At 64.0% G+C, this 26,088-nt stretch carries 29 protein-coding genes; 20 read left to right on the top strand and 9 right to left on the bottom strand.

Features of this window, described 5'->3' with window-relative positions:
• Positions 1-70 precede the first annotated feature (70 nt).
• The 6 genes from SM764_RS01980 to SM764_RS01955 all read left to right on the top strand — a co-directional run bounded on the left by SM764_RS01980 (position 71) and on the right by SM764_RS01955 (position 7,675).
• Complete coding sequence (locus SM764_RS01980) at positions 71-847, top strand: uracil-DNA glycosylase (protein WP_369000877.1); 777 nt, start codon at positions 71-73, stop codon at positions 845-847.
• Between the two features lie 12 nt (positions 848-859).
• Entirely contained in the window at positions 860-1,462 is a 603-nt protein-coding gene (locus tag SM764_RS01975; RefSeq protein WP_369000876.1) for a metallophosphoesterase family protein, read from the top strand.
• Complete coding sequence (locus SM764_RS01970; protein ID WP_274827565.1) at positions 1,455-2,075, top strand: LysE family translocator; 621 nt, start codon at positions 1,455-1,457, stop codon at positions 2,073-2,075. Before SM764_RS01975 ends, SM764_RS01970 begins: the two co-directional genes overlap by 8 nt.
• A gap of 13 nt (positions 2,076-2,088) precedes the next feature.
• Positions 2,089-2,631, top strand: coding sequence for a molybdenum cofactor biosynthesis protein B (moaB, locus tag SM764_RS01965; protein ID WP_065272461.1), 543 nt, complete (start codon positions 2,089-2,091; stop codon positions 2,629-2,631).
• A gap of 124 nt (positions 2,632-2,755) precedes the next feature.
• Positions 2,756-4,225, top strand: coding sequence for an efflux RND transporter periplasmic adaptor subunit (locus SM764_RS01960; protein WP_369000875.1), 1,470 nt, complete (start codon positions 2,756-2,758; stop codon positions 4,223-4,225).
• A 3-nt stretch (positions 4,226-4,228) separates the two neighbouring features.
• Positions 4,229-7,675, top strand: coding sequence for an efflux RND transporter permease subunit (locus tag SM764_RS01955; RefSeq protein WP_369000874.1), 3,447 nt, complete (start codon positions 4,229-4,231; stop codon positions 7,673-7,675).
• Here SM764_RS01955 and SM764_RS01950 read toward each other — a convergent pair.
• Complete coding sequence (locus tag SM764_RS01950) at positions 7,597-8,061, bottom strand: NUDIX hydrolase (protein ID WP_369000873.1); 465 nt, start codon at positions 8,059-8,061, stop codon at positions 7,597-7,599. The two genes, SM764_RS01955 and SM764_RS01950, sit on opposite strands and share 79 nt — an antisense overlap.
• Positions 8,058-8,924 (bottom strand): protein-disulfide reductase DsbD domain-containing protein, encoded by an 867-nt coding sequence (locus tag SM764_RS01945; RefSeq protein ID WP_425541633.1) that lies wholly within the window; start codon positions 8,922-8,924, stop codon positions 8,058-8,060. Before SM764_RS01945 ends, SM764_RS01950 begins: the two co-directional genes overlap by 4 nt.
• Positions 8,925-9,100: 176 nt before the next feature.
• On the opposite strand from SM764_RS01945, the gene SM764_RS01940 reads away from it, so the two are divergent.
• Positions 9,101-9,655 carry a YqgE/AlgH family protein gene (locus SM764_RS01940; RefSeq protein ID WP_369000872.1) on the top strand — a complete coding sequence of 185 codons (555 nt, stop codon included), beginning with the start codon at positions 9,101-9,103 and terminating at the stop codon, positions 9,653-9,655.
• Between the two features lie 76 nt (positions 9,656-9,731).
• Here the strand turns inward: SM764_RS01940 and SM764_RS01935 are convergent, their stop codons facing one another.
• Both SM764_RS01935 and SM764_RS01930 read right to left on the bottom strand, forming a co-directional pair.
• Positions 9,732-10,178, bottom strand: a complete 447-nt coding sequence (locus SM764_RS01935) for a DsrE family protein (RefSeq protein ID WP_065272465.1) — start codon at positions 10,176-10,178, stop codon at positions 9,732-9,734.
• Positions 10,179-10,297: 119 nt separating this feature from the next.
• Positions 10,298-11,263, bottom strand: a complete 966-nt coding sequence (locus SM764_RS01930; protein ID WP_369000871.1) for an L-threonylcarbamoyladenylate synthase — start codon at positions 11,261-11,263, stop codon at positions 10,298-10,300.
• A 155-nt stretch (positions 11,264-11,418) separates the two neighbouring features.
• Here SM764_RS01930 and SM764_RS01925 point away from each other — a divergent pair, with 155 nt between their 5' ends.
• The 6 genes from SM764_RS01925 to SM764_RS01900 are packed head-to-tail and all read left to right on the top strand — an operon-like array spanning position 11,419 to position 15,729.
• Positions 11,419-13,122, top strand: a complete 1,704-nt coding sequence (locus tag SM764_RS01925) for an acyl-CoA dehydrogenase family protein (RefSeq protein ID WP_369000870.1) — start codon at positions 11,419-11,421, stop codon at positions 13,120-13,122.
• The gene (locus SM764_RS01920) at positions 13,122-14,168 is read left to right on the top strand and encodes an MBL fold metallo-hydrolase (protein WP_369000869.1); all 1,047 of its coding nucleotides are present in this window, start codon (positions 13,122-13,124) and stop codon (positions 14,166-14,168) included. The genes SM764_RS01925 and SM764_RS01920 overlap by 1 nt, the downstream gene beginning before the upstream one ends.
• Before the next feature lie 42 nt (positions 14,169-14,210).
• Positions 14,211-14,750 (top strand): DUF6173 family protein, encoded by a 540-nt coding sequence (locus SM764_RS01915; protein ID WP_370570628.1) that lies wholly within the window; start codon positions 14,211-14,213, stop codon positions 14,748-14,750.
• A gap of 40 nt (positions 14,751-14,790) precedes the next feature.
• Positions 14,791-14,931: a hypothetical protein gene (locus tag SM764_RS01910; RefSeq protein ID WP_368947308.1), complete on the top strand. Its 141-nt coding sequence runs from the start codon at positions 14,791-14,793 to the stop codon at positions 14,929-14,931.
• 11 nt (positions 14,932-14,942) lie between these two features.
• Positions 14,943-15,077 (top strand): aa3-type cytochrome c oxidase subunit IV, encoded by a 135-nt coding sequence (locus SM764_RS01905; RefSeq protein WP_065272469.1) that lies wholly within the window; start codon positions 14,943-14,945, stop codon positions 15,075-15,077.
• A gap of 10 nt (positions 15,078-15,087) precedes the next feature.
• Positions 15,088-15,729 (top strand): hypothetical protein, encoded by a 642-nt coding sequence (locus tag SM764_RS01900; RefSeq protein WP_237028373.1) that lies wholly within the window; start codon positions 15,088-15,090, stop codon positions 15,727-15,729.
• Between the two features lie 58 nt (positions 15,730-15,787).
• Here SM764_RS01900 and SM764_RS01895 read toward each other — a convergent pair whose 3' ends face one another.
• Both SM764_RS01895 and SM764_RS01890 read right to left on the bottom strand, forming a co-directional pair.
• Positions 15,788-16,135, bottom strand: a complete 348-nt coding sequence (locus SM764_RS01895) for an AzlD domain-containing protein (RefSeq protein ID WP_065272470.1) — start codon at positions 16,133-16,135, stop codon at positions 15,788-15,790.
• Positions 16,132-16,866, bottom strand: coding sequence for an AzlC family ABC transporter permease (locus SM764_RS01890; protein WP_274827574.1), 735 nt, complete (start codon positions 16,864-16,866; stop codon positions 16,132-16,134). The genes SM764_RS01895 and SM764_RS01890 overlap by 4 nt, the downstream gene beginning before the upstream one ends.
• 65 nt (positions 16,867-16,931) lie before the next feature.
• Between SM764_RS01890 and SM764_RS01885 the strand changes: the two genes are divergently transcribed.
• The 5 genes from SM764_RS01885 to SM764_RS01865 all read left to right on the top strand — a co-directional run bounded on the left by SM764_RS01885 (position 16,932) and on the right by SM764_RS01865 (position 21,114).
• Complete coding sequence (locus SM764_RS01885; RefSeq protein ID WP_369000868.1) at positions 16,932-17,819, top strand: formate dehydrogenase accessory sulfurtransferase FdhD; 888 nt, start codon at positions 16,932-16,934, stop codon at positions 17,817-17,819.
• 109 nt (positions 17,820-17,928) lie between these two features.
• The gene (mobA, locus tag SM764_RS01880) at positions 17,929-18,564 is read left to right on the top strand and encodes a molybdenum cofactor guanylyltransferase MobA (protein WP_369000867.1); all 636 of its coding nucleotides are present in this window, start codon (positions 17,929-17,931) and stop codon (positions 18,562-18,564) included.
• A complete protein-coding gene (mobB, locus tag SM764_RS01875) occupies positions 18,561-19,052 on the top strand; it encodes a molybdopterin-guanine dinucleotide biosynthesis protein B (protein ID WP_065272474.1) in 492 nt (163 codons plus the stop codon). Before mobA ends, mobB begins: the two co-directional genes overlap by 4 nt.
• Complete coding sequence (locus tag SM764_RS01870) at positions 19,049-19,861, top strand: molybdopterin guanine dinucleotide synthesis (RefSeq protein ID WP_369000866.1); 813 nt, start codon at positions 19,049-19,051, stop codon at positions 19,859-19,861. Before mobB ends, SM764_RS01870 begins: the two co-directional genes overlap by 4 nt.
• Complete coding sequence (locus SM764_RS01865; protein ID WP_369000865.1) at positions 19,858-21,114, top strand: molybdopterin-binding protein; 1,257 nt, start codon at positions 19,858-19,860, stop codon at positions 21,112-21,114. Before SM764_RS01870 ends, SM764_RS01865 begins: the two co-directional genes overlap by 4 nt.
• Before the next feature lie 219 nt (positions 21,115-21,333).
• On the opposite strand, the gene SM764_RS01860 is transcribed toward SM764_RS01865, so the two are convergent.
• From SM764_RS01860 to SM764_RS01850, 3 genes are all read right to left on the bottom strand, one after another.
• Positions 21,334-22,356 (bottom strand): hypothetical protein, encoded by a 1,023-nt coding sequence (locus SM764_RS01860; protein ID WP_274827580.1) that lies wholly within the window; start codon positions 22,354-22,356, stop codon positions 21,334-21,336.
• Positions 22,357-22,376: 20 nt separating this feature from the next.
• Positions 22,377-22,847 (bottom strand): transcription elongation factor GreA, encoded by a 471-nt coding sequence (gene greA, locus SM764_RS01855; protein WP_065272478.1) that lies wholly within the window; start codon positions 22,845-22,847, stop codon positions 22,377-22,379.
• Positions 22,848-23,187: 340 nt separating this feature from the next.
• The gene (locus SM764_RS01850) at positions 23,188-23,568 is read right to left on the bottom strand and encodes a VOC family protein (RefSeq protein ID WP_274837542.1); all 381 of its coding nucleotides are present in this window, start codon (positions 23,566-23,568) and stop codon (positions 23,188-23,190) included.
• 95 nt (positions 23,569-23,663) lie between these two features.
• Here SM764_RS01850 and soxR point away from each other — a divergent pair, with 95 nt between their 5' ends.
• Both soxR and SM764_RS01840 read left to right on the top strand, forming a co-directional pair.
• Positions 23,664-24,131 carry a redox-sensitive transcriptional activator SoxR gene (gene soxR, locus SM764_RS01845; protein WP_065272480.1) on the top strand — a complete coding sequence of 156 codons (468 nt, stop codon included), beginning with the start codon at positions 23,664-23,666 and terminating at the stop codon, positions 24,129-24,131.
• 174 nt (positions 24,132-24,305) lie between these two features.
• Complete coding sequence (locus SM764_RS01840) at positions 24,306-25,955, top strand: electron transfer flavoprotein-ubiquinone oxidoreductase (RefSeq protein ID WP_274827582.1); 1,650 nt, start codon at positions 24,306-24,308, stop codon at positions 25,953-25,955.
• Positions 25,956-26,088: the final 133 nt, after the last annotated feature.

The raw sequence follows: 26,088 nt of genomic DNA, 5'->3' as shown, positions 1-26,088 counted from the left end.
GGTGTTACCTCTTGTCCCGATGCGCAAGTCTCTGGTTCCGCTTGGCGCTGAGGCAGAGTAGCTTTGCGCCATGGAATCGGCATTGGATTATCACAGCGCCCGCGCCTTGCTCGCGTGGCAGATCGAACTGGGCGCAACCGAAGCCCTGTGCGAAACGCCCGTGAACCGGTATGAGCTGGAGCAGCAGGCGCCCAAACCCGCGCGCGGCGCGCAGCCTGATGCACCGCAGCCCGGACAGATCCAGCGCCTCCCCGAGGTGGACCCGGTCGAAGTCGCGCAAAAGGCCGCCGCCGCTGCGACCTCCCTGCCTGCCCTTCGCGAAGCGATGGCCGCCTTCGATCACTGCGAGCTGAAGCGCGGCGCCCGCAATCTGGTGTTCTGCGACGGTCAGGCCGGTTCCCGCGTGATGGTCATCGGAGAGGCCCCGGGGCGCGACGAGGACCGCGAGGGGCAGCCTTTCGTGGGCCGTGCCGGGCAATTGCTGGACAAGATGCTGGGCGCCATCGATCTGGACCGCGAAAAGAACGTCTATATCACCAACGTGCTGCCCTGGCGCCCACCGCAGAACCGCGATCCGCTGCCTGCGGAGATGGCGATGATGGTGCCATTCCTGAAACGCCACGTGGAGCTGGCCGAGCCGGAGGTGCTGGTGCTGATGGGCAATATCAGCTGTCAGGCGGTGCTGGGCAAACGTGGCATCACCCGGCTGCGCGGTCAGTGGGATCAGGTCTGGGGCAAGCCGGTGATCCCGATGTTCCACCCGGCCTACCTCTTGCGCCAGCCCGCGCAGAAACGCGCCGCCTGGGCCGACCTTCTGGAGCTGAAGGCGCGGCTCACCGCCCTTTGACGAGGCTTTGCCATGAAAATTCTTGCCTTTTCCGACCTGCATTTGACCCGCACCCGCGCCGCCGATCTGGTGGCGGCCAGCGCCGATGCAGATCTGGTGGTGGGTGCCGGTGATTTTTGCAACGGGCGGCAGGGGCTGGATCAGGCGATGGAGCTGCTTTCGGGTATTACCGCGCCGATGGTCATGGTCGCCGGCAATGCCGAAAGTGCCGAAGAGCTGCGCGCTGCTGCGCCCGGGCATGCCCATGTGCTCCATGGAAATGGTGTCACAATCGATGGCATTACCTTCTGGGGGTTGGGCGGCGGTGTGCCGGAAACACCCTTTGGCGCCTGGTCCTGGGATCTGTCCGAAGACGCAGCCGAGGACCTGCTCGCACCCTGCACGCAGGCAGACGTGCTGGTGACCCATTCGCCGCCCAAGGGGCTGGGCGATCTCACCTCCACCGGCCTGTCGGTCGGCTCCACAGCGATCCGCGCCGCGATTGAGCGCCTGCAGCCGCAGCTGGCCTTGTTCGGTCACGTGCACGAGGCCTGGGGCACGCGCGGGAAGATCGGGCAGACGGCCTGTGCCAACCTTGGCCCGACGGCCAGTTTTTTCGAGGTGAGCCATGATTGATCCGCTGACGCTTCTTGCCTTTGTGCCCGCGGCGCTGGCGCTGAACCTGACGCCTGGGGCGGATATGATGTTCTGCCTTGGGCAGGGGCTGCGTTCGGGGCGGCGCGCGGCGGTCGCGGCCAGCGCCGGGATCACGGCGGGGTGTTTCGTGCATGTGGCACTGGCTGGTCTCGGCCTTGGCGCGGCGGTTGCTGCGGTGCCCGGCCTGTTCGATGTAATCCGTTGGGTCGGCGTGGCCTATCTTCTCTATCTCGCTTGGACCACCTTCCGCAGCGGCCCGGCCCCCGGCGATGCGCCTGCGGTGCCTGCGGCGCGGGCCTTTCGTTCCGGATTTCTGGTGAATCTCACCAACCCCAAGGTGATCCTTTTCGTCCTCGCCTTTATCCCGCAATTCGTGGTCCCCGAGGCAGGCCCGGTGCTGCTGCAGTTCCTGATCTTCGGTGCGGTCCTGTCGCTGGGCGGTTTCGTGATCAACGGGTTGGTCGGGATCTTTGCGGGGCAGGCCGGGCGGCGGCTGATCACCAATCCGGTGGCGGGGCGCTGGCTGGGGCGGATCTCTGGCGGTATTTTTGCCGGTCTCGCGCTGAGGCTGGCCATTCTGGAAAAAGCATAAGGCGTAGCAGACCATGTCGCGTATCGATGAGAGCAAAGACTTCATTCCCGTCCGCATTGCCATCCTGACCGTCTCGGACAGTCGCTCTCTGGAGGAGGACCGCTCCGGGCAGGTCCTGGTGGACCGGCTGACCGAGGCAGGGCATGTGCTGGCCGACAGGAAGATCCTGCCGGATGAGCGCAGCGAGATCGCCGATCAATTGCGCGCCTGGGTGGCGAACCCGGAGGTGGACGTCGTGATTTCCACCGGCGGCACCGGCCTTACGGGCCGTGATGTCACGGTCGAGGCGCACCGCGATGTCTATGAAAAGGAAATCGACGCCTTCGGTACCGTCTTCACCATCGTGTCGATGCAGAAGATCGGCACCTCGGCGGTGCAGTCACGGGCCACGGGCGGTGTTGCCGGGGGCACATATCTGTTCGCGCTGCCGGGCAGCCCGGGCGCCTGCAAGGACGGCTGGGACGAAATCCTGGGCAGACAGCTCGATTTCCGCCACCGCCCCTGCAATTTCGTCGAGATAATGCCCCGTTTGGACGAACATCTGCGACGGAAGTGATCCGCGGCCGCGTGTAACCTCGTAACGGGTATGTTCAGTTGCTATCTTTTCAGGTGGGCGATTGCGCCTGCCCGGGTGTTTTGCGGGATCGAAGCGGCAACATCTGCCACCGGAAGGAATATGAATGCGGTTTTTGCGGCATAGTTTGACGGGTCTTTTTCTGACGGCGGCGATGCTGGGTCTGCTGCTCTACGCGGGCTGGCTGGTGATGGGCGCGGTGCAGGCGCGGCTCAATGCCGAACCGCGCACGCCGCCTGCGCGCGAACGGATCTTTGCGGTGCGGGTAGTCTCAGCCGATGCACAGACCATCGCGCCAGAGCTGATCGCCTTTGGCCGCATCGACAGCCGCCGGACGCTGGAGTTGCGCACCGCGTTGGCCGGTCGGGTCATTCACCTGTCCGAGAATTTCGAAGAGGGGGGCGGCGTCGAGGAAGGCGCGCTGCTGGTGCAGATCGATCCTGCCGATGCGCAGGCGGCACTGGACCGGGCCGAGGCTGACATGATGGATGCCCGCGCCGAAGAGCGTGATGCGGGACGGGCCCTGATCCTGGCCAATGATGAGCTCGAAGCCGCGCAGGATCAGGCGGAATTGCGTGGCAAGGCCTATCAGCGGCAGCTGGATCTTGAGGAACGAGGTGTCGGTACCACGGCAACGGTGGAAACCGCAGCGCTGGCGGCAGCGCAGGCACGGCAGGCGGTGATTTCCCGCAGGCAGGCGATTTCGCAGGCCGAGGCCCGGGTGGATCAGGCCAAGACGCGGGTGGCCCGCGCCGGGATTGCGCTGGAAACCGCACAGCGCGATCTGGCGGATACCACGATTTCGGCCGCCTTCAGCGGTACCTTGCAAGCGGTCAGCCTGGTCGAGGGGCGCCTCGTCTCGGCCAATGAAAAACTCGCCGAACTGGTGGACGCGGACCGGCTGGAGGTGGCTTTCCGGGTTTCGACCCTGCAATACGCCCGCCTGCTGGATGATGCCGGGCACCTGATCGAGGCCCCGGTGCGGGTGATGCTGGATGCTGCCGGGGCCGCGCTGTCGGCCACCGGGCAGCTGTCGCGGGTCAGCGGCGCCGCCGGGGACGGGCAGACCGGCCGTCTGGTCTATGCGCGCCTTGATGCGGCGCCAGGGTTCAAACCGGGGGATTTTGTGACCGTTTCGGTGACCGAACCGCCGGTGGAGAATGTCGTGCGGGTGCCTGCCTCGGCGCTGGGCAGCGATGGTCAGGTGCTGGTGCTGGGCGCCGAAGACCGGCTGGAGGCGCTGCCTGTGGAACTGGTGCGCAGGCAGGGCGATGCGGTTCTGATCCGGGGCGAAGGCCTAGCAGGGCGCGAGATCGTCACTGGGCGCACGCCCCTTCTGGGCGCGGGTATCCGGGTGCGGCCGCTGCGGATCGACGCCAAGGCTGAGATTGCCCCCGAAGCCGCAGGGCCTGAGCTGATAGAGCTGACCGAGGATCGCCGCGCCCGTCTTGTCGCTCTTGTCGAAGGCAACGCGCGGATGCCGGAAGAGGCTCGCAAACGGGTGCTGGCGCAGCTCTCGGAAACGGCGGTGCCTGCGCAACTGGTCAACCGTATCGAAGCCCGCAAGGGAGGCTGATCCATGCGCGATCTGTCCCGGCCCGCTGGCGGCCTGCTAAGCTACTTCACCCGTCACCGGACGGCGGCCAACCTGCTGTTGGTGATCCTGCTGGTGCTGGGCGCGGCGGCGATCCCCAACATGCGGGCGCAATTCTTTCCCGATGTGATCGTGGAAAACGTCACCGTCCGGGTGCAATGGGATGGTGCCGGCCCTGAGGACGTGGACAGCGCCATCGTGCAGGCGCTGGAACCGGCCCTTCTGGCGGTGGACGGGGTCGAGGAAACCAGCGCCATCTCCCGCGAGGGGCTGGGCACCATCACGCTGGAGTTCGAACCGGGCTGGGATATGTCACGCGCCTCGGATGATGTGCAGACAGCGGTCAGCCTGGTCACCACCCTGCCGGAAGAGGCGGAAGAGCCCACCGTCAAACGCGGTGCTTGGCGCGATCGGGTGACCGACGTGGTGATCACCGGCGATATCGGCCCCGAGCAATTGGGGCTTTTTGCGGATGAGCTGGTCGTGCGCCTGTTCGAGGTCGGCGTCACCCGCACCACCATCCGCGGTGTCGCAGCGCCGGAAACCATCGTCGAAGTGCCCTCGTCGTCGCTGATCACCCATGATGTCAGCATGGCGGAAATCGCTGCCGCCATCGCCGCCGAGGTCGATGCCGATCCGGCAGGCGATGTCACCGGCGCCAATACCCGCGTGCGCACCGGCAGTGAGAAACGCAGGCCGGACGAGCTGGCCGGGATCGTCCTGCGCACCAATGCGGACGGATCGGCGCTGACCATTGGCGATGTTGCCACCATCCGGGTTGAAGGCGTCGACCGCAGCCGCTCCTATTTCGTGGGGGAGCATCCGGCGATGTCGGTGCGGGTCGACCGCTCGGATCAGGGCGATGCCATCGGCATCCAGCACAAGGTTGAAAAGGTCGTCGATGAATTGCAGCTGAGCCTGCCGCAGGGGGTCACCGCCGGGCTGATCCGCACCCGGGCCGAGGCGATCTCGGACCGGCTCAACATCCTGGTGGACAACGGGCTGATGGGGCTCGGGCTGGTGTTGATCCTGCTGTTCCTGTTCCTCAACGTGCGCATCGCCTTCTGGGTCGCGGCGGGCATCCCGGCGGCGATGTTTGCTGCCGTGGCGCTGATGTACGCGGCGGGGCTGACCATCAACATGGTGTCGCTGTTCGGGTTGATCATCACCCTGGGGATCGTGGTCGATGATGCCATCGTGGTGGGTGAACACGCCGATTTCCGGGTCCGGCGCCTGGGCGAGACGCCGATGCAGGCGGCCGAGAACGCCGCCCGGCGCATGGCGCTGCCGGTGTTTGCTGCAACCCTGACTACGATCATAGCCTTTTTCGGTCTGGTTATCATCGGCGGGCGCTTTGGCGATCTGATCCGGGATATTCCCTTTACGGTGATCATGGTGCTGGCGGCCTCATTGGCGGAATGCTTCCTGATCCTGCCGAACCACATGGCTCATGCCCTGACCCATGCGCAGCAGCGGCACTGGTACGACTGGCCCAACCGGGCGGTGAACCGGGGTTTTCGCTGGGTCCGGGATGTGCTGTTCCGCCCGTTGATGGCGCTGGTGGTGCGCGCGCGTTACGTGGTGCTGGCAGGTGCTGCGGTCATTCTGGCCAGCCAACTGGCGCTGTTCATTGGCGGCGATGTCAAATGGCGGTTCTTCAATGCGCCGGAGCGCGGTTCGATCACCGGCAATTTCGCCATGGCCGAGGGCGCGACCCGCGAAGACACGCTGGACATGATGCGCGAGATGCAGCGCGCGACCGAGACGCTGGGCGCTGAATACGCCGAACGCTATGGCGAAAACCCGCTGGATTTTGTCATGGCCGAGATTGGCGGCAACGCCGGGCGCGGTCTGTCGGGCGTCGAAGCCAAGGACGCAGACCTGCTGGGCGGCATTTCGATCGAGCTGATCGACGCGGACAAGCGGGATTACTCCAGCTTTGCCTTTGTTGCGGAGCTGCAGCAACGGGTGGTGCGCCATCCGCTGGCAGAGACGATTTCCTTCCGCAGCTGGCGCTCGGGGCCGGGCGGCGATGCGATGGATGTGCAGTTCTACGGCGCCGATGTGCAGACGCTGAAGGCGGCCTCGGAAGATCTGAAAACCGCCGTCCTGCGCTATCCTGAGGTGTCAGCGGTGGAGGACAACCTCGCCTATGACAAGGAAGAGGTCATTCTGGATCTGACACCGCAGGGGCAGGCGCTGAACTTTACCATCGACAGTCTGGGCCGGGCCCTGCGGGCGCGGCTCAACGGGATCGAGGCAGCGACCTATCCGGACGGACCGCGCAGCGCCACCATCCGGGTCGAATTGCCCGAGGGAGAGCTGACGGCGGATTTCCTGGAGCGCACCCTGATGCGGGCGCCGGGCGGCAGCTATGTGCCGCTGGCCGATATCGTTTCGGTCAGCCAGCGCAGCGGGTTTTCCACCGTGCGGCGCGAAAACGGCATCCGGGTGATCAGCGTCACCGGCGATATCTCGGAGGATGATCCCGCCCGTGCCGAGGCGGTGATCACCGCGCTGCAGGAGGAGATCCTGCCGACAATCGCCAGCGAGCGTCAGGTGGAATGGCGCCTTGCGGGTCTCAGCGAGCAGGAGGACACCTTCCTCTCCGAGGCGGGCACCGGTCTGATCCTGTGCCTGACCGGCATCTACCTGGTGCTGGCCTGGATCTTTGCCAGCTGGACGCGGCCCATCGTGGTGATGGCGATCATTCCCTTCGGCCTCGTCGGGACGATCTGGGGGCATTACATCTGGGAGGTGCCTCTCAGCATGTTCACGGTGGTGGGGCTTCTGGGTATGACCGGGATCATCATCAACGATTCCATCGTGCTGGTCACAACCATCGACGAATACGCGGCTGAGCGCGGGCTGGTGCCTTCGATCATCGACGGGGCCGCGGATCGTTGGCGTCCGGTGATGTTGACGACGCTGACCACGGTGCTGGGGCTGGCGCCCTTGATGTACGAAAGCTCTCAGCAGGCGCAGTTCCTGAAACCGACGGTGATCACGCTGGTCTACGGGCTGGGTTTTGGCATGTTCCTGGTGCTTCTGGTGGTTCCTGCGCTGGTTGCGGTGCAGCGGGACGCGGCGCGGCCCATCACATCGCTGCGGCGGGCACTGCGGACTGGCCAGCGGGCCCATACCCGGGTTTTGCGCTGGCTGATCGCCGGATCGGCTTCGGTGCAGCTCGGCTGGCTGGTGCTGACGCTGGGCTGGGCCATGGCCACCGGCGCGTTGCATCCGGCCTTGCATGGGGCGCTCATGGTGTTGGACGCCGGGCTGGCCACGATGGAGCCGGTGCGGGCTGCGCTTATCCTGTTTCTGCTGGGTGCGGCGGTGCTGGGGCTGCTGACCTATGTGGTCGGGGCGCTGTCCCACGCGCTGCGCTCGCGCCAGCGTGAGCGGGCCAAGAGCGCCACTTCGGCCACCTGATCGATCAGCTCCAGCCCGCTGCGGGGCAGATCGTCCACCGCCACCCATTTGGCCTGCAGCGCATCGTCATCCGGGGTCGGCGCGCCACTGACATAATCGCAGAGCACGGCGGTCAGCAGGTAGTGGTGTGAAACCGCCTCATCCGGGCCGGGCAGGATCACGTCGACATTGGTCAGATAGCCCCGCGGACGGGCAAGGACGCCGGTTTCCTCGTGCAGTTCACGCGCGGCGGCCTCCAGCGCGGTTTCACCCCATTCCACATGGCCGCCGGGAAAGCCCCACCAGCCTGCGTTGGGCGGATTGCGGCGTTGGATCAGGATCACGCTGTCCTGTCCGGCCACGGTCTGGCAGACCACCGCCAGCGCGCCCAGAACCGGGCGGCTCATCCGGCGTCGCAGCCTTTGATGTCCACCGAATGGCTGCGCCCCAGCACGGTAATGCGCAGTTTTGACCGGTCAATGGAGGTCGGGCTGTTGCTGGTTGCGGGCATGAACTCGGTCCGTGCCAGTAGAATACCGCCGCGCCGTTCGGTGCTGGTTTCCCCGGCCATCAGATGCGGTGTGCCCGGTTCGATCACCGCGACTTCCTCGCCGCCGGCGCTGGGCATGGTGATCTGCGCTTCGACGCGCATGCCGTAACTGCCGGGGGACAGGCTGCAGATCGCCGAGGAGACGCCTGCCTCCTGCGCCGAATAAGGGCGCGAGGCCAGCGCCGCGACGATCGCCGGGTTGCGGCCTGCCTCGGGGTCTGGCCGGTGATCAAAGGACAGCTCGGATGGCACGCAGACGTCCTTGCAAACGCCCAGTTCCATGCGTCCCTTGATGCGGACGGGTTTGGCAGGATTCGCGGGGGTGATCTCGATCGGCAACACCAGCTGATCGTGATAGCCGATGGTGCGGTAGCCGGAGGTCATGAAGACTTCGGGGGCGGGCCATGTCATCGACACGTCGCCAATGTTGCGCGATCCACGCCAGGAAAATCTGGGCGGAATGCCGGCATCCCCGGGCGCCCGCCAGTAGGTTTTCCAGCCGCTGTCGAGCGTCAGCCGCAGCGCGCCCATATAGGTGCCCCGTTTCGTCATCCCGCCATCGAGGATCTCGATCTGCACCGGATCGGGCGATGCGCCCGCCTGCACAGTCGCGACCGGCATCAGCGCAAGAACGGCGCAAGCCGCCACGGCGGATTTCAGACGGGCCAGCCCGAACACAGATCGGGACACAGGGCGAGAGGAGGGGCGTTTATGTCTCATACACCAATAAATGCGCATTCCGTCTGCAAATGCCAAGTCACGTTCCGGTCAGACTTCGTCAGATCTGGCTGCTTCAGTGTCGCAGGGGACCAGCCCTTGCACCTCTGGGCGTGGGGCTGCATGCTGGTCGCATGCGGTCTGGTCCGATGGACCAAGCAGACAGAAAGACAGGCGATATGGATCTGACAGGTAAACTCTTGATTGCCATGCCGGGAATCGGCGATCCGCGGTTCGAACATGCGGTGGTGTTCCTGTGCTCTCACAGTGATGAGGGGGCGATGGGGCTGATCGTGAACAAGACGGCGCCGGGTGTGCAGCTGGGCAGTCTGCTGGAACAGCTGGAGATCGAGGCAAACACCGATGTTGCATCTCTGCCTGTCCGTTTCGGTGGTCCTGTCGAGACCCAGCGCGGCTTCGTTTTGCATTCGGACGATTATCATTCGCGGGTCAATTCTCTGGATGTTCCGGGCGGTTTTGCGATGACCGCGACGTTGGACATTCTGGAAGACATTGCCGAAGGCAGCGGGCCAGAGCAGATGGTCGTGATGCTGGGCTATGCTGGCTGGGGGCCGGGGCAGCTGGAAAGCGAAATCGTCGCCAATGGCTGGCTGACGGCCGAGGCCAGCGCCGAGCTGTTGTTCGAGATGGACGATCTGGAAAAATGGGGCGCGGCGTTGAAAACGCTGGGCGTGGACCCGGTGTCGCTGTCCTCAAGCGCCGGAACCGCCTGACCCCACACGGTCAGTGCGGCGAGATACGCAGGGACGGGTCGCCCCTGCGTGTTATTGTCTGTCAGGTCTGCGCCAATTAGGGACGGACGTAAGAGAACCCTTGTTCCTGCAGTTCCACCAGCCGGACCACACCGGAAGGCACGATCGAGGCTTCCTCGAGCAGGGCAACTTCCTTGCCTGCCTTCTCGCTCATCTTGCGGTGGGTGTTGCCGCAGGCGGAAAAGGACAGTTTGTCGTTCTCAAGGCTCATGGTTGCAATGCGGTCCGCGACCGGGCTTTTCCCCGGAATCAGCATGTGCAGGCCGGGGCCGTAGGCGACAACTTCCACAACCGCCGTGTCCCCTTGCGCCTCGTAATAGCGGGTCAGGTTCTGCACGTTATTGAGCGCCATGTTCATGACCTTGGGGTCATTCTGATTGACGTGAACGGCGATGTGATGCGTGGCACCTTCGGCAAGGGCTGCGGTGGTCCAGCCTGCGCACAGGCTTGTGGCTACAGCGGCCGCTGTCAGTAAATGTTTCATGATGTTCCTCCCTAGTAGGAGGTCAGGATAGCCCGGTATCCCATTTATGCATAGAGACTAGCGAATATATGAATAATTGATGGGGTTTTGGCGGATCTGGCTGGCCGTTAGGGCCGGGGTCAGTGCGCGGAACTGTCGTCCCGGGGCGCGGCGGCCCGGCGCAAACGGTCGTTGATCGCGCTGCCAAGGCCATGTTCGGGGATGGGCGCGACAGCAATCGGCTGACCGATTGCATCAAGCCGGTGCAGGTGTTCGAACAGATTGGCGGCGGCTTCGGCCAGATCGCCGACCGCTGACAGGTTCAGATCACAGTCCATGGAGCCAAAGCCGAGCAGCAGCTCGCCCTCACCGGCTTCTGTCGCGTTTAGGCGGACGCGGGCATTGGGCGCGTAGTGGGACAGCAACTGCCCCGGCGCCGACAGGGGATCGGCTGCGTTGCGGCCGGTCAGCGACGTACCGAGGGCTGCCTCAATATCCTCGGCTGCCAGTCCGCCGGGGCGCAGCAGCATGGGTTCTGGTCCGCTGAGGCCAACGATGGTGGATTCCACTCCTACGCCGCAGGGACCATCGTCCACGACGGCAGCGATCCTGCCGTTCAGCCCGGCCAGTACATGCGCGGCCGTAGTGGGGCTGATCCGTCCCGACGGGTTGGCCGAGGGCGCTGCCACCGGTCCGTCCACGAGGCGTAGCAGCCGCAGGGCGGTGGGGTGGGCCGGAACCCGAACTGCCAGTGTCTGAAGTCCCGCGGTCACCAGTCCGGAAACGCCGTGGCCCTCGCGCAGTGGTAAGACCAGGGTCAGCGGCCCGGGCCAGAAGGCCGCTGCCAGCCGTTCGGCCAAATCGTTCCACTGCACCAGCTGCTGCGCCGCCGCGACGGAATGTACATGGGCAATCAGCGGGTTAAAGCTGGGGCGCCCCTTGGCTGCATAGATCGAAGCCACCGCCGTGCCGTTGCGGGCATCGGCGCCCAGGCCGTAGACCGTCTCGGTCGGAAAGGACACCAGCTGCCCCGCCTTCAGAAGATCGGCGGCGCGGCTCAGATCAGCATCCGAGGTCCCCAGAATTTCGGTGGTCAGGCTGGACATGGCGGGTGACGCGGCGTTTTGGTTGATTGAAAAGGTCGAGAGGATAGGTAATCGGACAGGCCGCGAGATATAAAGGGCCTCGTAAGCAATGCCAAGACTGGGTAAAAGACTAGCCCAGACACGAGAGAGCCCCACAGGACGCCAAGAGGACGCCAATGACCTTCCGTTCCCCCGTTTCCGAGTATGAGTTCATGCTCAAGCACATCGTCGGTTTTGAGGAGGTCGCCGCAACCGACCTGTTTGCCGAGGCTTCGGACGACATGGTGACGGCGATTCTGACCGAAGCGGGCAAGATGTGCGACGAGGTGATGGCGCCGCTGGAGCGTCCGGGAGATCTGAACCCGGCCTATCTGGAAAACGGCGTTGTGCGTACTTCGCCCGGCTTTGCCGATGGCTGGCGTGCCATCGCCGAGGGCGGCTGGCTCGGGATGAGCGCACCGCAGGAGCACGGTGGCATGGGGCTGCCTATGACGATCACCTCGGCGGTCAATGAAATGATGTCCGGCGCCTGCCTGTCGTTGCAGCTGGCCCCGCTGATGAGCCAGGGACAGATCGAGGCGTTGGATCACCACGCCAGCGACGCGCTGAAAGAGCTATACCTGCCGAAGCTGATTTCGGGCGAATGGACCGGCACCATGAACCTGACCGAGCCGCAGGCCGGATCGGACGTGGGCGCGCTCAGTTCCAAGGCCGTGCCGAATGGCGATGGCACCTATGCCGTCACTGGGCAGAAGATCTATATCACCTGGGGCGACAACGATTTCGCAGGCAATGTCTGCCATCTGGTGCTGGCGCGGCTGCCTGACGGTGTGCCGGGCACCAAGGGGATCTCGCTGTTCCTGGTTCCCAAATTCCTGCCGGATGACAATGGCAACCCCGGCAAGGCGAACAGTCTCAAGGTGGTGAGTCTCGAACACAAGCTGGGCCTGCACGGCAGCCCGACCTGCGTGATGCAATATGATGGCGCCACCGGCTGGCTGGTGGGCGCCGAACATGGCGGTATGGCGGCCATGTTCACCATGATGAACAACGCGCGTCTGGGTGTCGGCGGTCAGGGTGTCGGCATTGCCGAAGCCGCCTATCAGAAGGCGCTGGCCTATGCGCTGGAGCGCAAGCAGGGCAAGACGCCGTCGGGCGGCATCGTCGACCACGCGGATGTGCGCCGGATGCTGATGGAGATGAAGGCGGATCTCTTTGCCTCCCGTGCGATCCTGCTGGCCTGCGCGCAGGCCATCGACATGTCCACCGCCACCGGAGAGGCGGATTGCAAGACCCGCGCGGCCTTCCTGACGCCGATTGCCAAGGCATTTGGCACCGACACCGGCATTCGCGTCGCAGATATCGGCCTGCAGGTGCATGGTGGCATGGGCTTCATCGAGGAAACCGGCGCCGCGCAATTCTGCCGCGATGTGCGCGTGACCTCGATCTACGAAGGCACCAACGGCATTCAGGCGATGGATCTTGTTGCCCGCAAGATGATGGATGGCGGCGAGATGGCCAACCGTCTGATGGATGAGATCGAAGAACTGGCCGAACGCGCCCGTCCGACCCACCCCAATATGGCCGAAGCCGTCTGGCAGGCCTGCGAAAGCTTGCGCGAAGCGACCGACTGGCTGGTGGGGCAGGGTGATCTGCAGAACCGCTTTGCCGGGGCGGTGCCCTATCTGCGGGCCTTTGCCCGTGTTCTGGGGGGGCATTACCACCTGATGGCGGCCTTGGCTGACAAGGGCGGCCCGCGCGAAAAACTGGCGCGGTTCTACATCAAGCGGATGTTGCCCGAGCATGTCGGCCTGCTGCAGCACGCGCAGGAAGGTATCGAGGGTGCCATGGCGCTGACACTGGACGAGCTGGCCAGCTGATGGCCTCCGTTCCCGAAGTCGGCCCGCGTACCCCCTGGGAAGAACCGCCCGCGCTGGGCGAGGTGATCGAGGTCGCCGAAGGCGTCCTGTGGATGCGCCAGCCGCTGCCGATGAAGCTGGACCACGTCAACGTCTACGCGCTTGATGAGGGCGATAGCTGGACGGTGATCGACACCGGGTTCAACACCCGCAAGAGCCGCGAACTGTGGCAAAGCCTGATGGCAGGCCCGCTGAAGGGCAAACCCATCAGCCGTGTCGTCGCCACCCACCATCACCCGGATCACATCGGTCTGGCGGGCTGGTTCCAGTCCGAATACGGCGCCGAGCTGGTCACCACCCGCACTGCCTGGCTGTTCGCCCGCATGCTGACGCTGGATGTGCAGGAAACCTGGCCCAAGGAAACGCTGGCCTATTACCGCAGCGCGGGCATGGACAAGGAAATCTATGACCAGCGGGTTGCGGACCGGCCGTTCAATTTTGCCGATACCGTCTACCCGATGCCGCTGGGCTTTACCCGGGTGCAGCAGGGCGATGTGTTCCGCATGGGCGGGCGCGACTGGGATGTGCACATGGGCAACGGCCACGCGCCGGAACATGCCACCTTCTGGAGTCGTGACGACAATCTGGTGATCACCGGGGATCAGATTCTCTCGTCGATCAGCCCCAATATCGGCGTCTATGCCACCGAACCGATGGCGGACCCCTTGGGCGAATGGCTGGAGGCCTGCGAACGTCTGGCGCCGCTGGCACGGCATGATCATCTGGCCCTTGGGGGTCACAAGCTGCCGTTCTCGCGCCTGCCGCTGCGGATGCGGCAGCTGATCGACAACCACCACGGCGCACTGGATCGGCTGATGGATCATCTCGACAGCCCGCGCACCGCGGCCGAGTGTTTTTCGCCGCTGTTCAAACGTGCCATCGGGCCGGGTGAATACGGCCTGGCCCTGGTCGAGGCGGTGGCCCACGTCAATCACCTCTTCCATCTGGGGCGGGTCACACGCGAACAGCGCCAAGACGGCGCCTGGCTGTATCAACGCAAAGACTGACGGGGTGGCGCCAGGGCGCCACGCCGGGAAAGGCGGGCACAGATGAGTGACAAGACACGCAAACCGGGCGCTTCGGCCATTCACGACAGTATCGATACCAGCGCCGAGGCCGTCGAAGCGGCGATCCTGCCGCAGGTGCATGAGGTGCATTGCGACCCGAGGCCGGGCCAGAGCAGCCCGACGCTGCCCAAGGCGATGCAGAAACCGGCCGAAGAGAAAAGCCCGGCCCGCTGGGCCTATGAGCGGATGATTCTCTACATCAAGAACTTCGAGGAGCAGCTGGACAGCGCTCATGAGGTCGCGATGGGGTTTGCCGGTGGCGACGCCGGTGTCATGCGGATCGAGGGTATGGGCTATTTCGACCCTGACATCGTGACCTTTTACGGGTCGGATAACTCCGGTGCCCGCACGCAGCTGGTCCAGCATGTGACGCAGCTCAACGTGATGCTGCGGGCCCTGCCCAAGGCGCAGCCGGAAACCCCGGCCATGCGGATCGGATTTCGTCTGGCGAAGGATCTGGAGCCTGATCCGGCCCCGGATGCTGATCCCGATATCGTGGCAGAGGCAGAGCCGGATACCTGAGAGACCCGGTGCAGGGGCAACCGCGCGATTCGGCGATCTGATGCGTGACGACCCGCAAGTCGGGGCGAAACTGCTGTGCAAACAGGCCGCAGGCCTTGGGTTTTTCGCCCTGCTGCGCTGCATTGACGTCGTGACAGGGCGCGGGAAATCCAGTAATCAGCAGGAAATCGAACGCGAATAGGACATTTAGACATGGCTGAGCATAAACACGGAACCATGGACATCTCGGTTCAGGAAAAAACCTTTGCGGGTTTTGTGACCTTCACGGTGCGCTTCTGCATCGCTCTGGCGCTCTTCGCGGTCTTCCTGGCCGTCTTCGCGACCTGATCTTCGGGCCATGTCCGTGGGCCGTTTGCTGCTGCGCCTGACGCTTTGTGCGTCGGTTGCAGGGGGAGCTTTTGCGCTGTCGGGCTGCGCGTCGCAGCCGCAGCCCAATGCCGATGATGCAACGCTGGAACGTGTCGCGTATCGCGCCGAGGGCGCCCCATCCCTGACCCTTTATACGATGGTCAACAACCGGACCGGACAGGGCGGGCATACCTCGCTGATGGTCAATGCTTCGGAGCGGGTCATCTTTGATCCCGCCGGGTCGTTTTATGCAGACCGCGTACCCGAACGGGATGACGTGCTTTACGGGATCACGCCTGCCGTGGAAAAGGCCTATCGCGGATCGCACGCCCGCAGCACCCATCACGTGATGGTTCAGGAAGTTGCAGTGACGCCGGAACAGGCGCAACGCGCCTATGAACTGGTTGTCAGCAATGGCCGCGTGCCCGGTGCCTATTGCGCCAATGCCACCGCTTCGGTGTTGAAACAGGTTCCCGGTTTCGAGGATATCAAGGTTACCTTTTATCCGGTGAAGCTGGCCGACCAGTTTGAACAGCGGCCCGGCGTGAAAACCACCCGTTATTACGAGAACGACAGCGCCGACCTTCAGGAAGGACTCGCGCGCAACAATGCGATCCTGAACGGAGAATAACGCGGCGAATCCTCAGAACGTGCGCCGCAGCGGAGGACCCGTGGCTGACGCTTGCGTTTTAGCCCGATACGTAGAGCAGCAGCACGAAGGACCCTGCGCCAGTTCCCATGGCCAAGAGTACATTCTTGGTCAGATAGCCGACTGCGAGCGTCAGCGCCGCCACCGCGACATGCGGCAGGCTTGGGGTGCCGCCGGTCGGAGCGGGCCAGGCCACCAGCGGCGCCACCAGCGCCGGGATGATGGCAACAGCGGTATAGCGCAGGTGGCGCATCAGCCAGTCCGGCATGGCGCGCCCGCCAACAATCCCGATAAAGGCAAAACGCAGGGCAAAGCTGCCAACAGCCAGTCCGATGATGGCCGTCCACAGGATCACGGGGTCGATCAGGGCAGGGGCAGTGCTGGTCATTGCGCGGTCTCCTCTTGGCTGCGGCGCAGCCGGTTTTCCAGCCAGACCTCTGTCTGGGCGCCGGCCATCATCCCGGCCAGCCCGGCCACGATCAGACCCAGGTTATAGGGCAGCGCCGCGGCGGGCAGGGCGGTCGCGACGGCGACGAAACAGGCCACCAGATGCGCCGGGGTGCGCAGCATCGGTCCGATCATCGCCAAAAAGGCCAGTGGCAGCACAAAGTCGAGGCCCCAACTGTCGGGGACCTGCGCGCCGATCATGGCACCGGTAAAGGTCGCGATCATCCAGCCCGGTGCCACCAACCCGTTGGTGCCAAAGAAATACGCCATGCGTTCTGGTACGGTCATCTCCGGCTCGGTTTCGAATTGCACGATCGACAGGGCATAGGACTGATCGACGGTGAAATAGGCGGCAATCGCCCGCTGCCACAGCGGCGCCGACCCCAGATAGGGCGTCAGCGAGGCCGAATACATCGCCACCCGTAGGTTCACCGCAAGCGCCGAAATCAGCACGATGAGAATCGGCGCGTTCTCCTGCATCAGTTGCAGAGCGGTGAATTGAGCCGATCCGGCAAACACCGCGAGCGAGAAGGTCAGTGCCTCGGGGACAATAAGTCCCGCCTCGGCGGCCAGAACACCAAACAGCAGGCCAAAAGGTCCTGACACCAGAAGAAATGGTGCGCCATCGCGGACGCCCTTCCAAAAGGCCGATTTGGGTGTGGTGATCGCCATTTGCACGTCCTAAATTGAGACGCAGCACGGGGCTGCTGTCATGGCCTACGGGGGATTGGGGAGGTTTGCAATTGGCAAAAGCCGAAGATCACGCAGAGTATATCATCGCGCCTGCGCCGAAGAACGCGCGGCTGACACGCGCGGTGACGGGCGTCGATCACACCGGCGCCCAAAGCGAGATTTCCGTGGTCGAGGAACGTCCGCTGACCATCTATCTCAACCGGCAGGAGATCGTCACCGCAATGACAATCGGGGATTATCCCGAGTACCTGGCGCTTGGCTTTTTACGCAATCAGGGCATGCTGCGCGACGATGATGTGATCACCGGCGTCGATTACGACGCAGAGCTGGAAACCGCCGTTGTGCGCACCGAGGTCGAGACTTCGTACGAGGAAAAGCTGCAGAAAAAGACCCGCACCTCGGGCTGCGCCGTGGGCACCGTCTTTGGCGACATGATGGAGGGGCTGGAGGATGTCCGCCTGCCCGCAACGCTGGTGCGCACCTCCTGGCTCTATGCGCTGGCGCATAAGATCAACCGCACGCCGTCGCTTTACCTTGAGGCCGGTGCGATCCACGGCACGGTGCTGTGCCATCGGGACCGCCCGCTGGTCTATATGGAGGACGTCGGCCGCCACAATGCGGTGGACAAGATCGCGGGCTGGATGCTGTCCACGGGCAGCGATCCGGCGGATAAGATCCTTTATACCACCGGGCGGCTGACCTCTGAAATGGTGATCAAGACGGCGATGATGGGCATTCCGGTGCTGGTCTCCCGCTCGGGCTTTACCGCCTGGGGGGTAGAGATCGCCCGCGAGGTCGGTCTGACCCTGATTGGCCGGATGCGCGGCCAGCGGTTCATTTGCCTGTCTGGCGATGACCGGCTGGAACGGGACGTGGACCCCGCATCGATGCCGCAGGAAGACAAGAAACATCGCAGGAAGAGCGCGGGATGATGTCAGCTACTCGTCATTGCCCGGCAAAGCCGGGCAGCGCCCAACCCGCCCCCCACGGGGCGGGCGCTTCGCACCCTCCCCGCCGGGTCGGACGCTGGGAGGGTGTGGCATGACCAAACCGCTCGGCGTGATCTTGGCGGGCGGTCTGGCCACCCGCATGGGCGGTGGCGACAAGGGGCTGCTGAACATCGGCGGGCAAAGCCTTCTGTCCCGCGTGATCGATCGGCTGTCGCCGCAGGTGGCGGGCCTCGCGCTTAATGCCAATGGCGATGCTGCGCGCTTTGCCGACCTCGGCCTGCCGGTGGTCGCCGACAGTATCGAAGGTTTTGCCGGGCCCCTGGCGGGTGTGCTGGCTGGGCTCGACTGGGCCGCCGAGCAAGGCGCTGAAGCCATCGTGACGGCGGCTGCCGACACGCCTTTCTTCCCTATCGATCTGGCGGCGCGGCTAATGGAGGCCTCCGAAGGGCAGACCCATCCCTTGGTGCTCGCCACAACCCCGCGCACCGGGGAGGAACTGAAATCCGGCGGGCGCAGCAAGGTGAACCGCCACCCCACATTCGGCCTTTGGCCCGTGGCGCTGCGCGATGATCTGCGCGCGGCCCTTAATGATGGCCTGCGCAAGGTGGTCCTGTGGACCGATGCCCATGGCGGGCGTGAAGCGCTGTTTGAGGCCGATCCCTTTGATCCATTTTTTAACGTCAACACGCCCGAGGATCTGGCGCGTGCGGAGAGATTACTAGTATGAAAATTTACGGAGTGACCGGCTGGAAAAACGCCGGCAAGACAGGCCTGATGGAGCGGCTGGTGGCTGAGTTCTGTGCTCGTGGCCTGAGCGTTTCGACCCTGAAACACGCCCATCACAGCACCGATGTGGATCAGCCCGGCACCGACAGCCACCGCCATCGCAGCGCGGGCGCCTCAGAGGTTCTTCTGGCCTCGCCCAACCGGGTGGCGATCATGCAGGAATTGCGCGATGCGGAAGAGCCGTCCTTTGTCGATCTGCTGTCGCGGCTCAATCCAGTGGATCTGGTCCTTGTCGAGGGTTTCAAACGCGAGCCGCATCCCAAGATCGAGGCCTATCGCACTGATGCGGGCAATCCGCTGATCGCGCCGGGGGATCAATCGATCCGGGCCGTGGCCAGCGACATTTCCCTCAATCTGGATCGGCCCGTGTTTGATCTGGACGATACCGTGGCGATTGCCGATTTCATCGCGGGTGAACTGGGCTTGTGAGGCCGTTTGACACCTTCGTGATGGTGGATTGGTCCGGCGGCAACGATGCCGGACCGCGTCCACGCCGCGATGCGATCTGGGCCTGCCTGGCGGTCCGGGACGGCGCCGAAGACCCGCTTTATTTCCGCAATCGCCAGCTGGTCGAAGACTGGCTCTGCGATCAGGTGGAATTGGCGCTGAGCCGGGATCAACGGCTTTGCATCGGATTTGATTTTCCCTTTGGCTATCCCGCAGGCTTTGGCCCGACGCTGACCGGGCAGAGCGATCCTCTGGCGCTCTGGGATTGGTTCGAGGCGCGCATCGAAGACAGCCCCAGGGCAAACAACCGTTTTGATCTGGCGGGCGAGATCAACCGCCGCTTTGGCGGGCAGGGGCCTTTCTGGGCCAATGCGCTGAAGCGCGATATCGACGGGCTGCCGCGCACCAAGCGCACCTACCAAAACCCCTTTCCGGATCGGCGCGCGGTCGAACATCTGGCGCCGGGCGCCTTCACCTGCTGGCAGATGGCTGGCGCAGGTTCTGTCGGTGGTCAGGTGATGATGGGATTGCCGGTGCTGTCCCGGTTGCGCCGCCGCTTTGCGCCGCATGTGGCTGCCTGGCCGTTTGAGGCGCTGGACAGGCCGGTGGCGCTGGTCGAGATCTGGCCCTCTCTCACCGTTCCTACGCCGCCTGCTGGCATGATCAAGGATGCCTGGCAGGTGCAGCAGGTGGCTCTGGAACTTGCCGGCCGCCCTGTGGCAGAACTGGAGAAGATGCTGGATATCACCGCCCCCCAAGAGGGCTGGATCCTTGGAGTGGAGCCGAGATGACCCTGAAGCCGCCGCCGCTGCGCGATGATTGCTTTGCCTTGCCGGCGGGCGTGAACTGGACCCCGGTCGAGGATGCGCTGGCGCTGCTGCGGCAGCGGCTGGGGCCGGTGACTGGCGTGGAGAGCCTGCCGCTGGATCAGGCTGTGGGGCGGGTGCTGGCCGCAGATGTGGTGGCGCAGCGATCGAACCCGCCGCAGCCCAATACCGCAGTGGATGGCTATGGCTTTGCCGGTCCCATAGCCGAAGGGGCACAGGTCATGGATCTGGTCGCCGGGCGTGCGGCGGCGGGGGTGCCCTTTGACGGCGTGGTGCCTGCGGGGCAGGCCATTCGTATCCTGACCGGGGCCGCTCTGCCCGAAGGCGTCGATACCGTTATCCTGGAAGAAGACGTGACCACGGATGGCAGTCAGATCGCCTTTCACGGGCCGCTGAAACAGGGCGCCAATACCCGCCGCGCCGGTGAGGATGTGGCGGCCGGAGATGTGATTCTGGGTGCGGGGCGGGTGGTGACACCTGCCGATCTGGCGCTAGCTGCGGCGACGGGAAACGACACATTACCACTTCGGCAGCCCTTGCGCGTCGGGGTGCTGTCCACCGGGGATGAACTGCGCGATCCGGGGGCGCCTGCCGGGCCGGGGCAGATCTATGATGCCAACCGGCCGATGCTGCTGGCGTTGCTGCGGCAGTTGGGCGTGATTGCCGTGGATCTGGGACGCGTCGGTGATGATCGCGCTGCGCTGCGGGCGCGGCTGGACGGCGCGGCGTCACAGGCGGATGTGATCCTGACCAGCGGCGGTGCCTCGGCGGGGGATGAAGATCATGTCTCGGCCCTCTTGCGGGAGGCAGGCGCCATGCAGGAATGGCGCATTGCCCTGAAACCCGGCCGTCCGCTGGCGCTGGGGATGTGGCAGGGGATGCCGGTCTTTGGCCTGCCGGGCAATCCGGTGGCGGCGCTGGTCTGCACGCTGATCTTTGCGCGCCCTGCCATCGGGGTGATGGCGGGGGCCGGGTGGCAGGAACCGCAGGGGTTCGATGTGCCTGCCGGGTTTGAGAAGCGCAAGAAACCGGGGCGGCGGGAATACCTGCGCGCCCGTATCCGCCAGGGGCGCGCCGAGGTGTTCAAATCTGAAGGCTCTGGCCGGATCAGTGGGTTGAGCTGGGCCGAGGGTCTGGTCGAGATTGGCGAGGATGCGGCGCATATCCGGCCCGGCGATCCGGTGCGTTTCCTGCCCTATGGCAGTTTTTCCCTTTAGGCAGGTGTCTGTGGGACGGGGAGCTCCCGCCCATTCAGTATCATTGCAGGCAATGACCTTCGCGGTTGGGCCGGGCGCCCTGCGGTGCAGGGCGCGGGATGGTGGCAACCGCGCCGCGCCTAGCGTGGCGCCGGACCCAACGGGAGAGCGGTGATCTGTGATCGCCGGGATCCGGACGGGAGCGCTCTGGCGGGCGAAACGGGGGGTGTTGGCTGAGGCTCAGTCGAAGGTGCCCGCGACGCGGCCCACCAGCATGAAGGCGCGCGCGGTGCGGGTGTCGCCAAGAGCGGAGATTTCGCTGTCGTTGGCTTCGGTCTCAAATTCGGTGAACATCTGGTCGAACCGGCGCAGGAAGTGATGCGCGGCATCGCGGAAGATCGGATCCTGTTTCATCCGCGCGGCGGTCAGGGCCAGCGATGTCCGGTCCCGCACCCCGCCAAGCGCCGCCACGGCGCGGCCACGGGCGCCCTGGGCGAACTGGCGCCAGATTTCGGGGCGCGCCATGTCCGGGCGCAGATCGTCCATATAGATGCCGTCTTGGCTGAGCAGGGTCAGAACGTCCTGGGCCGCCTGGATTACCTGCGAGGCTTTGCGGTCCTTGAGCGCGGCGCGCAGGGCCGAGAAGCCTTCTTCGTCCTCTGCGGTTTCCGGGAAATTGAGCGCGCGGATGAATTGGTCCACCGGCAGCGGCGGCGACATGTCTTCCGAGGAGGTGCCAAGGGCCAGCGTACCCTGATCCGCTGCGGCCATCTGGGCGGCTTCGGCGGGGATCGCCGGGCGCGGCGGGTTGCGGCGGCTGCTCTGGAAAGTGGCCAGTGCGCTTTCGGTCTTGCGCGTCGCCTCGGCGATTTCCTCGAGCTTCTTGGTGACCGAAGGCTCCGCCACCGCCGTGGCCTGCTGGGCGTGGGTCAGGTAGCTGTGCCGCAGCCCGTCGATGGCCGATTGCAGGCGCAGGGTTTCCTCGCGCATGATCCGGATCGACCGCAGCACCATGGCGCCGCCCCAGAGCAGGATCACCGGCAGGCAGACGGCCAGCGCCGTCTGCACCCAGCCGGTCCAGCCATCGGCACCGTCCGTTTCAGCAGGAGCCAGAAGGTAGGCCGCCAGAACCGCCAGGAGCCAGATGCAGCCCAGCACGATCGCCCCCATCTCGGCGCCGCCCAATCCCGTGGCCGAGGGGCGCTCGAACGTGCCGAGCGGCTGGTTATGGGCGGTCTTTGAGGCGGGATCCGGTGCGGTCATGGCGGATGGGTTCTGTCTTGTCAGGAATAAACGATTTGCAAAATCTCATAGGCGCGCTCCCCGCCGGGGGTGCGTACCTCCACACTGTCGCCTTCTTCCTTGCCGATCAAGGCCCGGGCAATCGGTGATTTGATGTTCAGCAGGCCTGCTTCGATATTGGCCTCGTGCTCGCCGACGATCTGCCAGGTCTTTTCCTCGTCGGTGTCTTCATCCACCACGGTGACCTTGGCGCCGAATTTCACAGACCCCGACAGTTTCGCCGGATCGATCACATCGGCGAGGCTCAGAATGCCTTCAAGTTCCTTGATGCGGCCTTCGATGAAGGACTGTTTTTCGCGCGCCGAATGGTATTCGGCATTCTCCGACAGATCGCCGAGCTCGCGGGCTTCGGCGATGGCCTGGATGATGGCCGGGCGCTCGACGGATTTCAGGTTCTTGAGTTCCGCTTCGAGGGCCTGAAAGCCCGTCGGCGTCATCGGGATCTTTTCCATGGTCTGCTCCGCTTTCGTCTGGTCGTGCCGTGCATGTGCTACGGGTCTTTTGAACGTGACAGCCCCGCCGCAGGTGCGACGGGGCATTTATTTGTGTTGGCATTTACCTGACCCAATCGTGGGACCAAATGCAAGGGGGACCTGCGGCCACGGGCAGAGTTTTGCTGCAGGGACCGGGACTTGCTGCGGGATTTATCGCCGCTTGATATGTCGCGGTGGCAGCGGGTCCGGTACCGGCAGATGCGCTTCGATGCGCCAGAACTGTGCCTCGGCCTGATCGCCGTGGAACCGCGTGTTGTGCCTGCCCCGGGGCCGCCTGTGTGCGTCGATCCCCAACAACTCAATCATATTGAACAAGCTCATATTCCACCCCCTCTCCATCCAGGAAATAGAACCGTCGTCCGGGTTCGTAATCGGCGTGGTTCATCGGCGTAAAGCCGACCTCCCGAACCGCCTCCTCGGTGCGGTCCAGATCCTCGACGATCAGCGCCAGATGGTTGAGCGTTCCCTTGTTGGCATAGCGGGGCAGCGGATCACCCAGGTCTTCCGGTGGCGTATAAAGCGCAAGATAGCTGTCCTTGCTGCCGACGTGGACCGAAAGGCCGCCGTGAATTGCCGGACCCTGCCAGCGGATGCGCCAGCCAAAGACCTTTTCCATCCAGGCGGCGGTGGCATGGGGATCGCTGACGCAGAGGTTCGCGTGTTCAAGAATGGCGGTCATTTCGAATCTCCTTTGATAATCTCTGCATCCTGTGTAATTTCTAAACCTAACTTTAGATCAAGGTATTTTTCATCACGTCAGGGAAGGGATCCGACATGGCAAAATCCGCAGGTGTTTCGATTGGCTATCTGGCAGAGCGCACCGGGCTGGCGGTCTCTGCCATCCGGTATTACGAGGCGCAGGGTCTGGTAGAGCCCTGGCGCAATGCGGGCGGGCAGCGGCGGTTCCTGCGCTCGGATCTCAGGCGGCTCAGCTTCATCATGATCGCGCAGCAGTTCGGGTTTTCCCTGCCGGAGATCCGCGAGTACCTGAAAAAACTGCCGGGCGGGCGCACCCCGACGCAAGAGGATTGGGCGGCGATTTCCTCGGACTTCCGCGATCACCTGGATCAGCGAATCGAGACGCTTATGAAGCTGCGTGATAACCTTGATGGCTGTATCGGATGCGGCTGCCTGTCCTTGCCGAGATGCGCGCTATATAATCCGCAGGACAAGGCAGGAGAGAAGGGCACCGGCCCGCGCTATCTGATGGGGGACAGCCCAGAGGTTGAAAATGACGGATGAGCGTCGGAAATGAGTATGTTTTATACGGAAAAGCCCGTTCTGCTGGAACGTAACGCAGAGTATGGATTGACCTTTGTAATCCCCAAACGCTAAGCAACCGCGAAAGAAAATTGCGCCCAGGACCATCTGTCCGATGGGGACAGAAACGAACGATAGCCAAGGAGCACATCATCTATGGCCGAGATTGAACGCGAAGCGATGGAATATGACGTTGTGATCGTCGGGGCCGGCCCTGCGGGTCTGTCGGCGGCGATCCGTCTGAAGCAGCTGGACAGCGACCTTGAGGTCGTGGTGCTGGAAAAAGGCTCCGAAGTGGGCGCGCATATCCTGTCGGGCGCGGTTCTGGATCCCTGCGGTCTTGATGCGCTGATTCCTGACTGGAAGGAAAAGGGCGCGCCGCTCAACACGCCGGTCAAGGAAGACAACTTCTACATGATGGGCGAGTCGGGCGAGGTGCGGATCCCCAACTTCCCGATGCCGCCGCTGATGAACAACCACGGCAACTACATCGTCTCCATGGGCAATGTCTGCCGCTGGATGGCTGAACAGGCCGAGGAACTGGGCGTCGAGATTTTCCCGGGCATGGCCTGCTCCGAGCTGATCTACGGCGACAACGGCGAAGTCAAAGGCGTGGTCGCCGGTGTCTTCGGTCTGGAGGCCGACGGCTCTTACGGTCCCAACACCGAGCCGGGCATGGAGCTGCACGGCAAATATGTCTTCCTCGGCGAAGGCGTACGTGGCTCGCTGTCCAAGGAAGTGATCGCCAAATACGGCCTGTCCGATGGCAAGGAGCCGCAGAAATACGGCGTTGGCATGAAAGAGATCTGGGAGATCGACCCGGCCAAACACAAGGAAGGCACCGTCACCCACACCATGGGCTGGCCGCTGAATTCCAACGCGGGCGGTGGCTCCTTTATCTATCACCTGGAGAACAACCAGGTTTACGTGGGCTTCGTGGTGCACCTGAACTACAAGAACCCCTACCTGTTCCCCTACATGGAATTCCAGCGGTTCAAGCACCACCCGATGGTGGCCGAGCTGCTGGAAGGCGGCAAGCGCGTTGCCTATGGCGCCCGCGCCATTACCGAAGGCGGATGGCAGTCGATGCCGAAGCTTGTGGCACCCGGTGTGGCGCTGCTGGGTTGCGCCGCAGGCATGGTCAACGTGCCGCGCATCAAGGGCAACCACAACGCCATGCTGTCGGGCAAGGCCGCAGCCGAAGCTGCCTATGACGCCATCAAGGCCGAGCGTTCCGGTGACGAGCTGTCCGCCTATGAGACAGACGTGCGCGAAGGCGCTATCGGCAAGGACCTCAAGATGGTCCGCAACGTCAAACCGATGTGGTCGAAGTGGGGTCTCACTGCCTCGCTGATGCTGGGTGGTCTGGATATGTGGACCAACAACATCCTTGGCCTGTCCTTCTTTGGCACCCTTGGTCACGGCAAGAACGACGCCGAAGCCACCGAAGAAGCCAGCAAGCACAAGCCGATTGATTACCCGAAACCCGATGGCACCCTGTCCTTTGACCGGCTGACCAACGTCTCCTTCGCGATGACCAATCACGAGGAAAGCCAGCCTTGCCACCTGCACCTTGGCAATGCGGATACGCCGATCTCGGTCAACCTGCCGAAATACGACGAACCGGCGCAGCGCTATTGCCCGGCCGGCGTCTACGAGGTGGTCGAAAAGGACGGCAAGCCGGAGTTCGTGGTGAACTTCCAGAACTGCGTTCACTGCAAGACCTGCGACATCAAGGACCCGAGCCAGAACATCACCTGGACCACGCCGCAGGGCGGTGACGGGCCGAACTATCCCAATATGTGATCCGGTTTGGGCAGATTTGCCCGCAGCCGGGCGGATTTCCTCCGGTTTTGCCGGAAATAACGCAAAAGTGGGGCGCCTTCCGAGGCGCCCCATTGCGTGTTGTCAGCGCCCGGATTACCCTTTTTCACAATCA

Source organism: Pseudophaeobacter sp. 1A16562, assembly GCF_041008785.1.
In the GTDB taxonomy this organism is placed as follows: domain Bacteria; phylum Pseudomonadota; class Alphaproteobacteria; order Rhodobacterales; family Rhodobacteraceae; genus Phycobacter; species Phycobacter gallaeciensis_A.
Note: the sequence above shows the minus strand (reverse complement) of the source record. Positions and strands in the feature narration are given on the sequence as shown.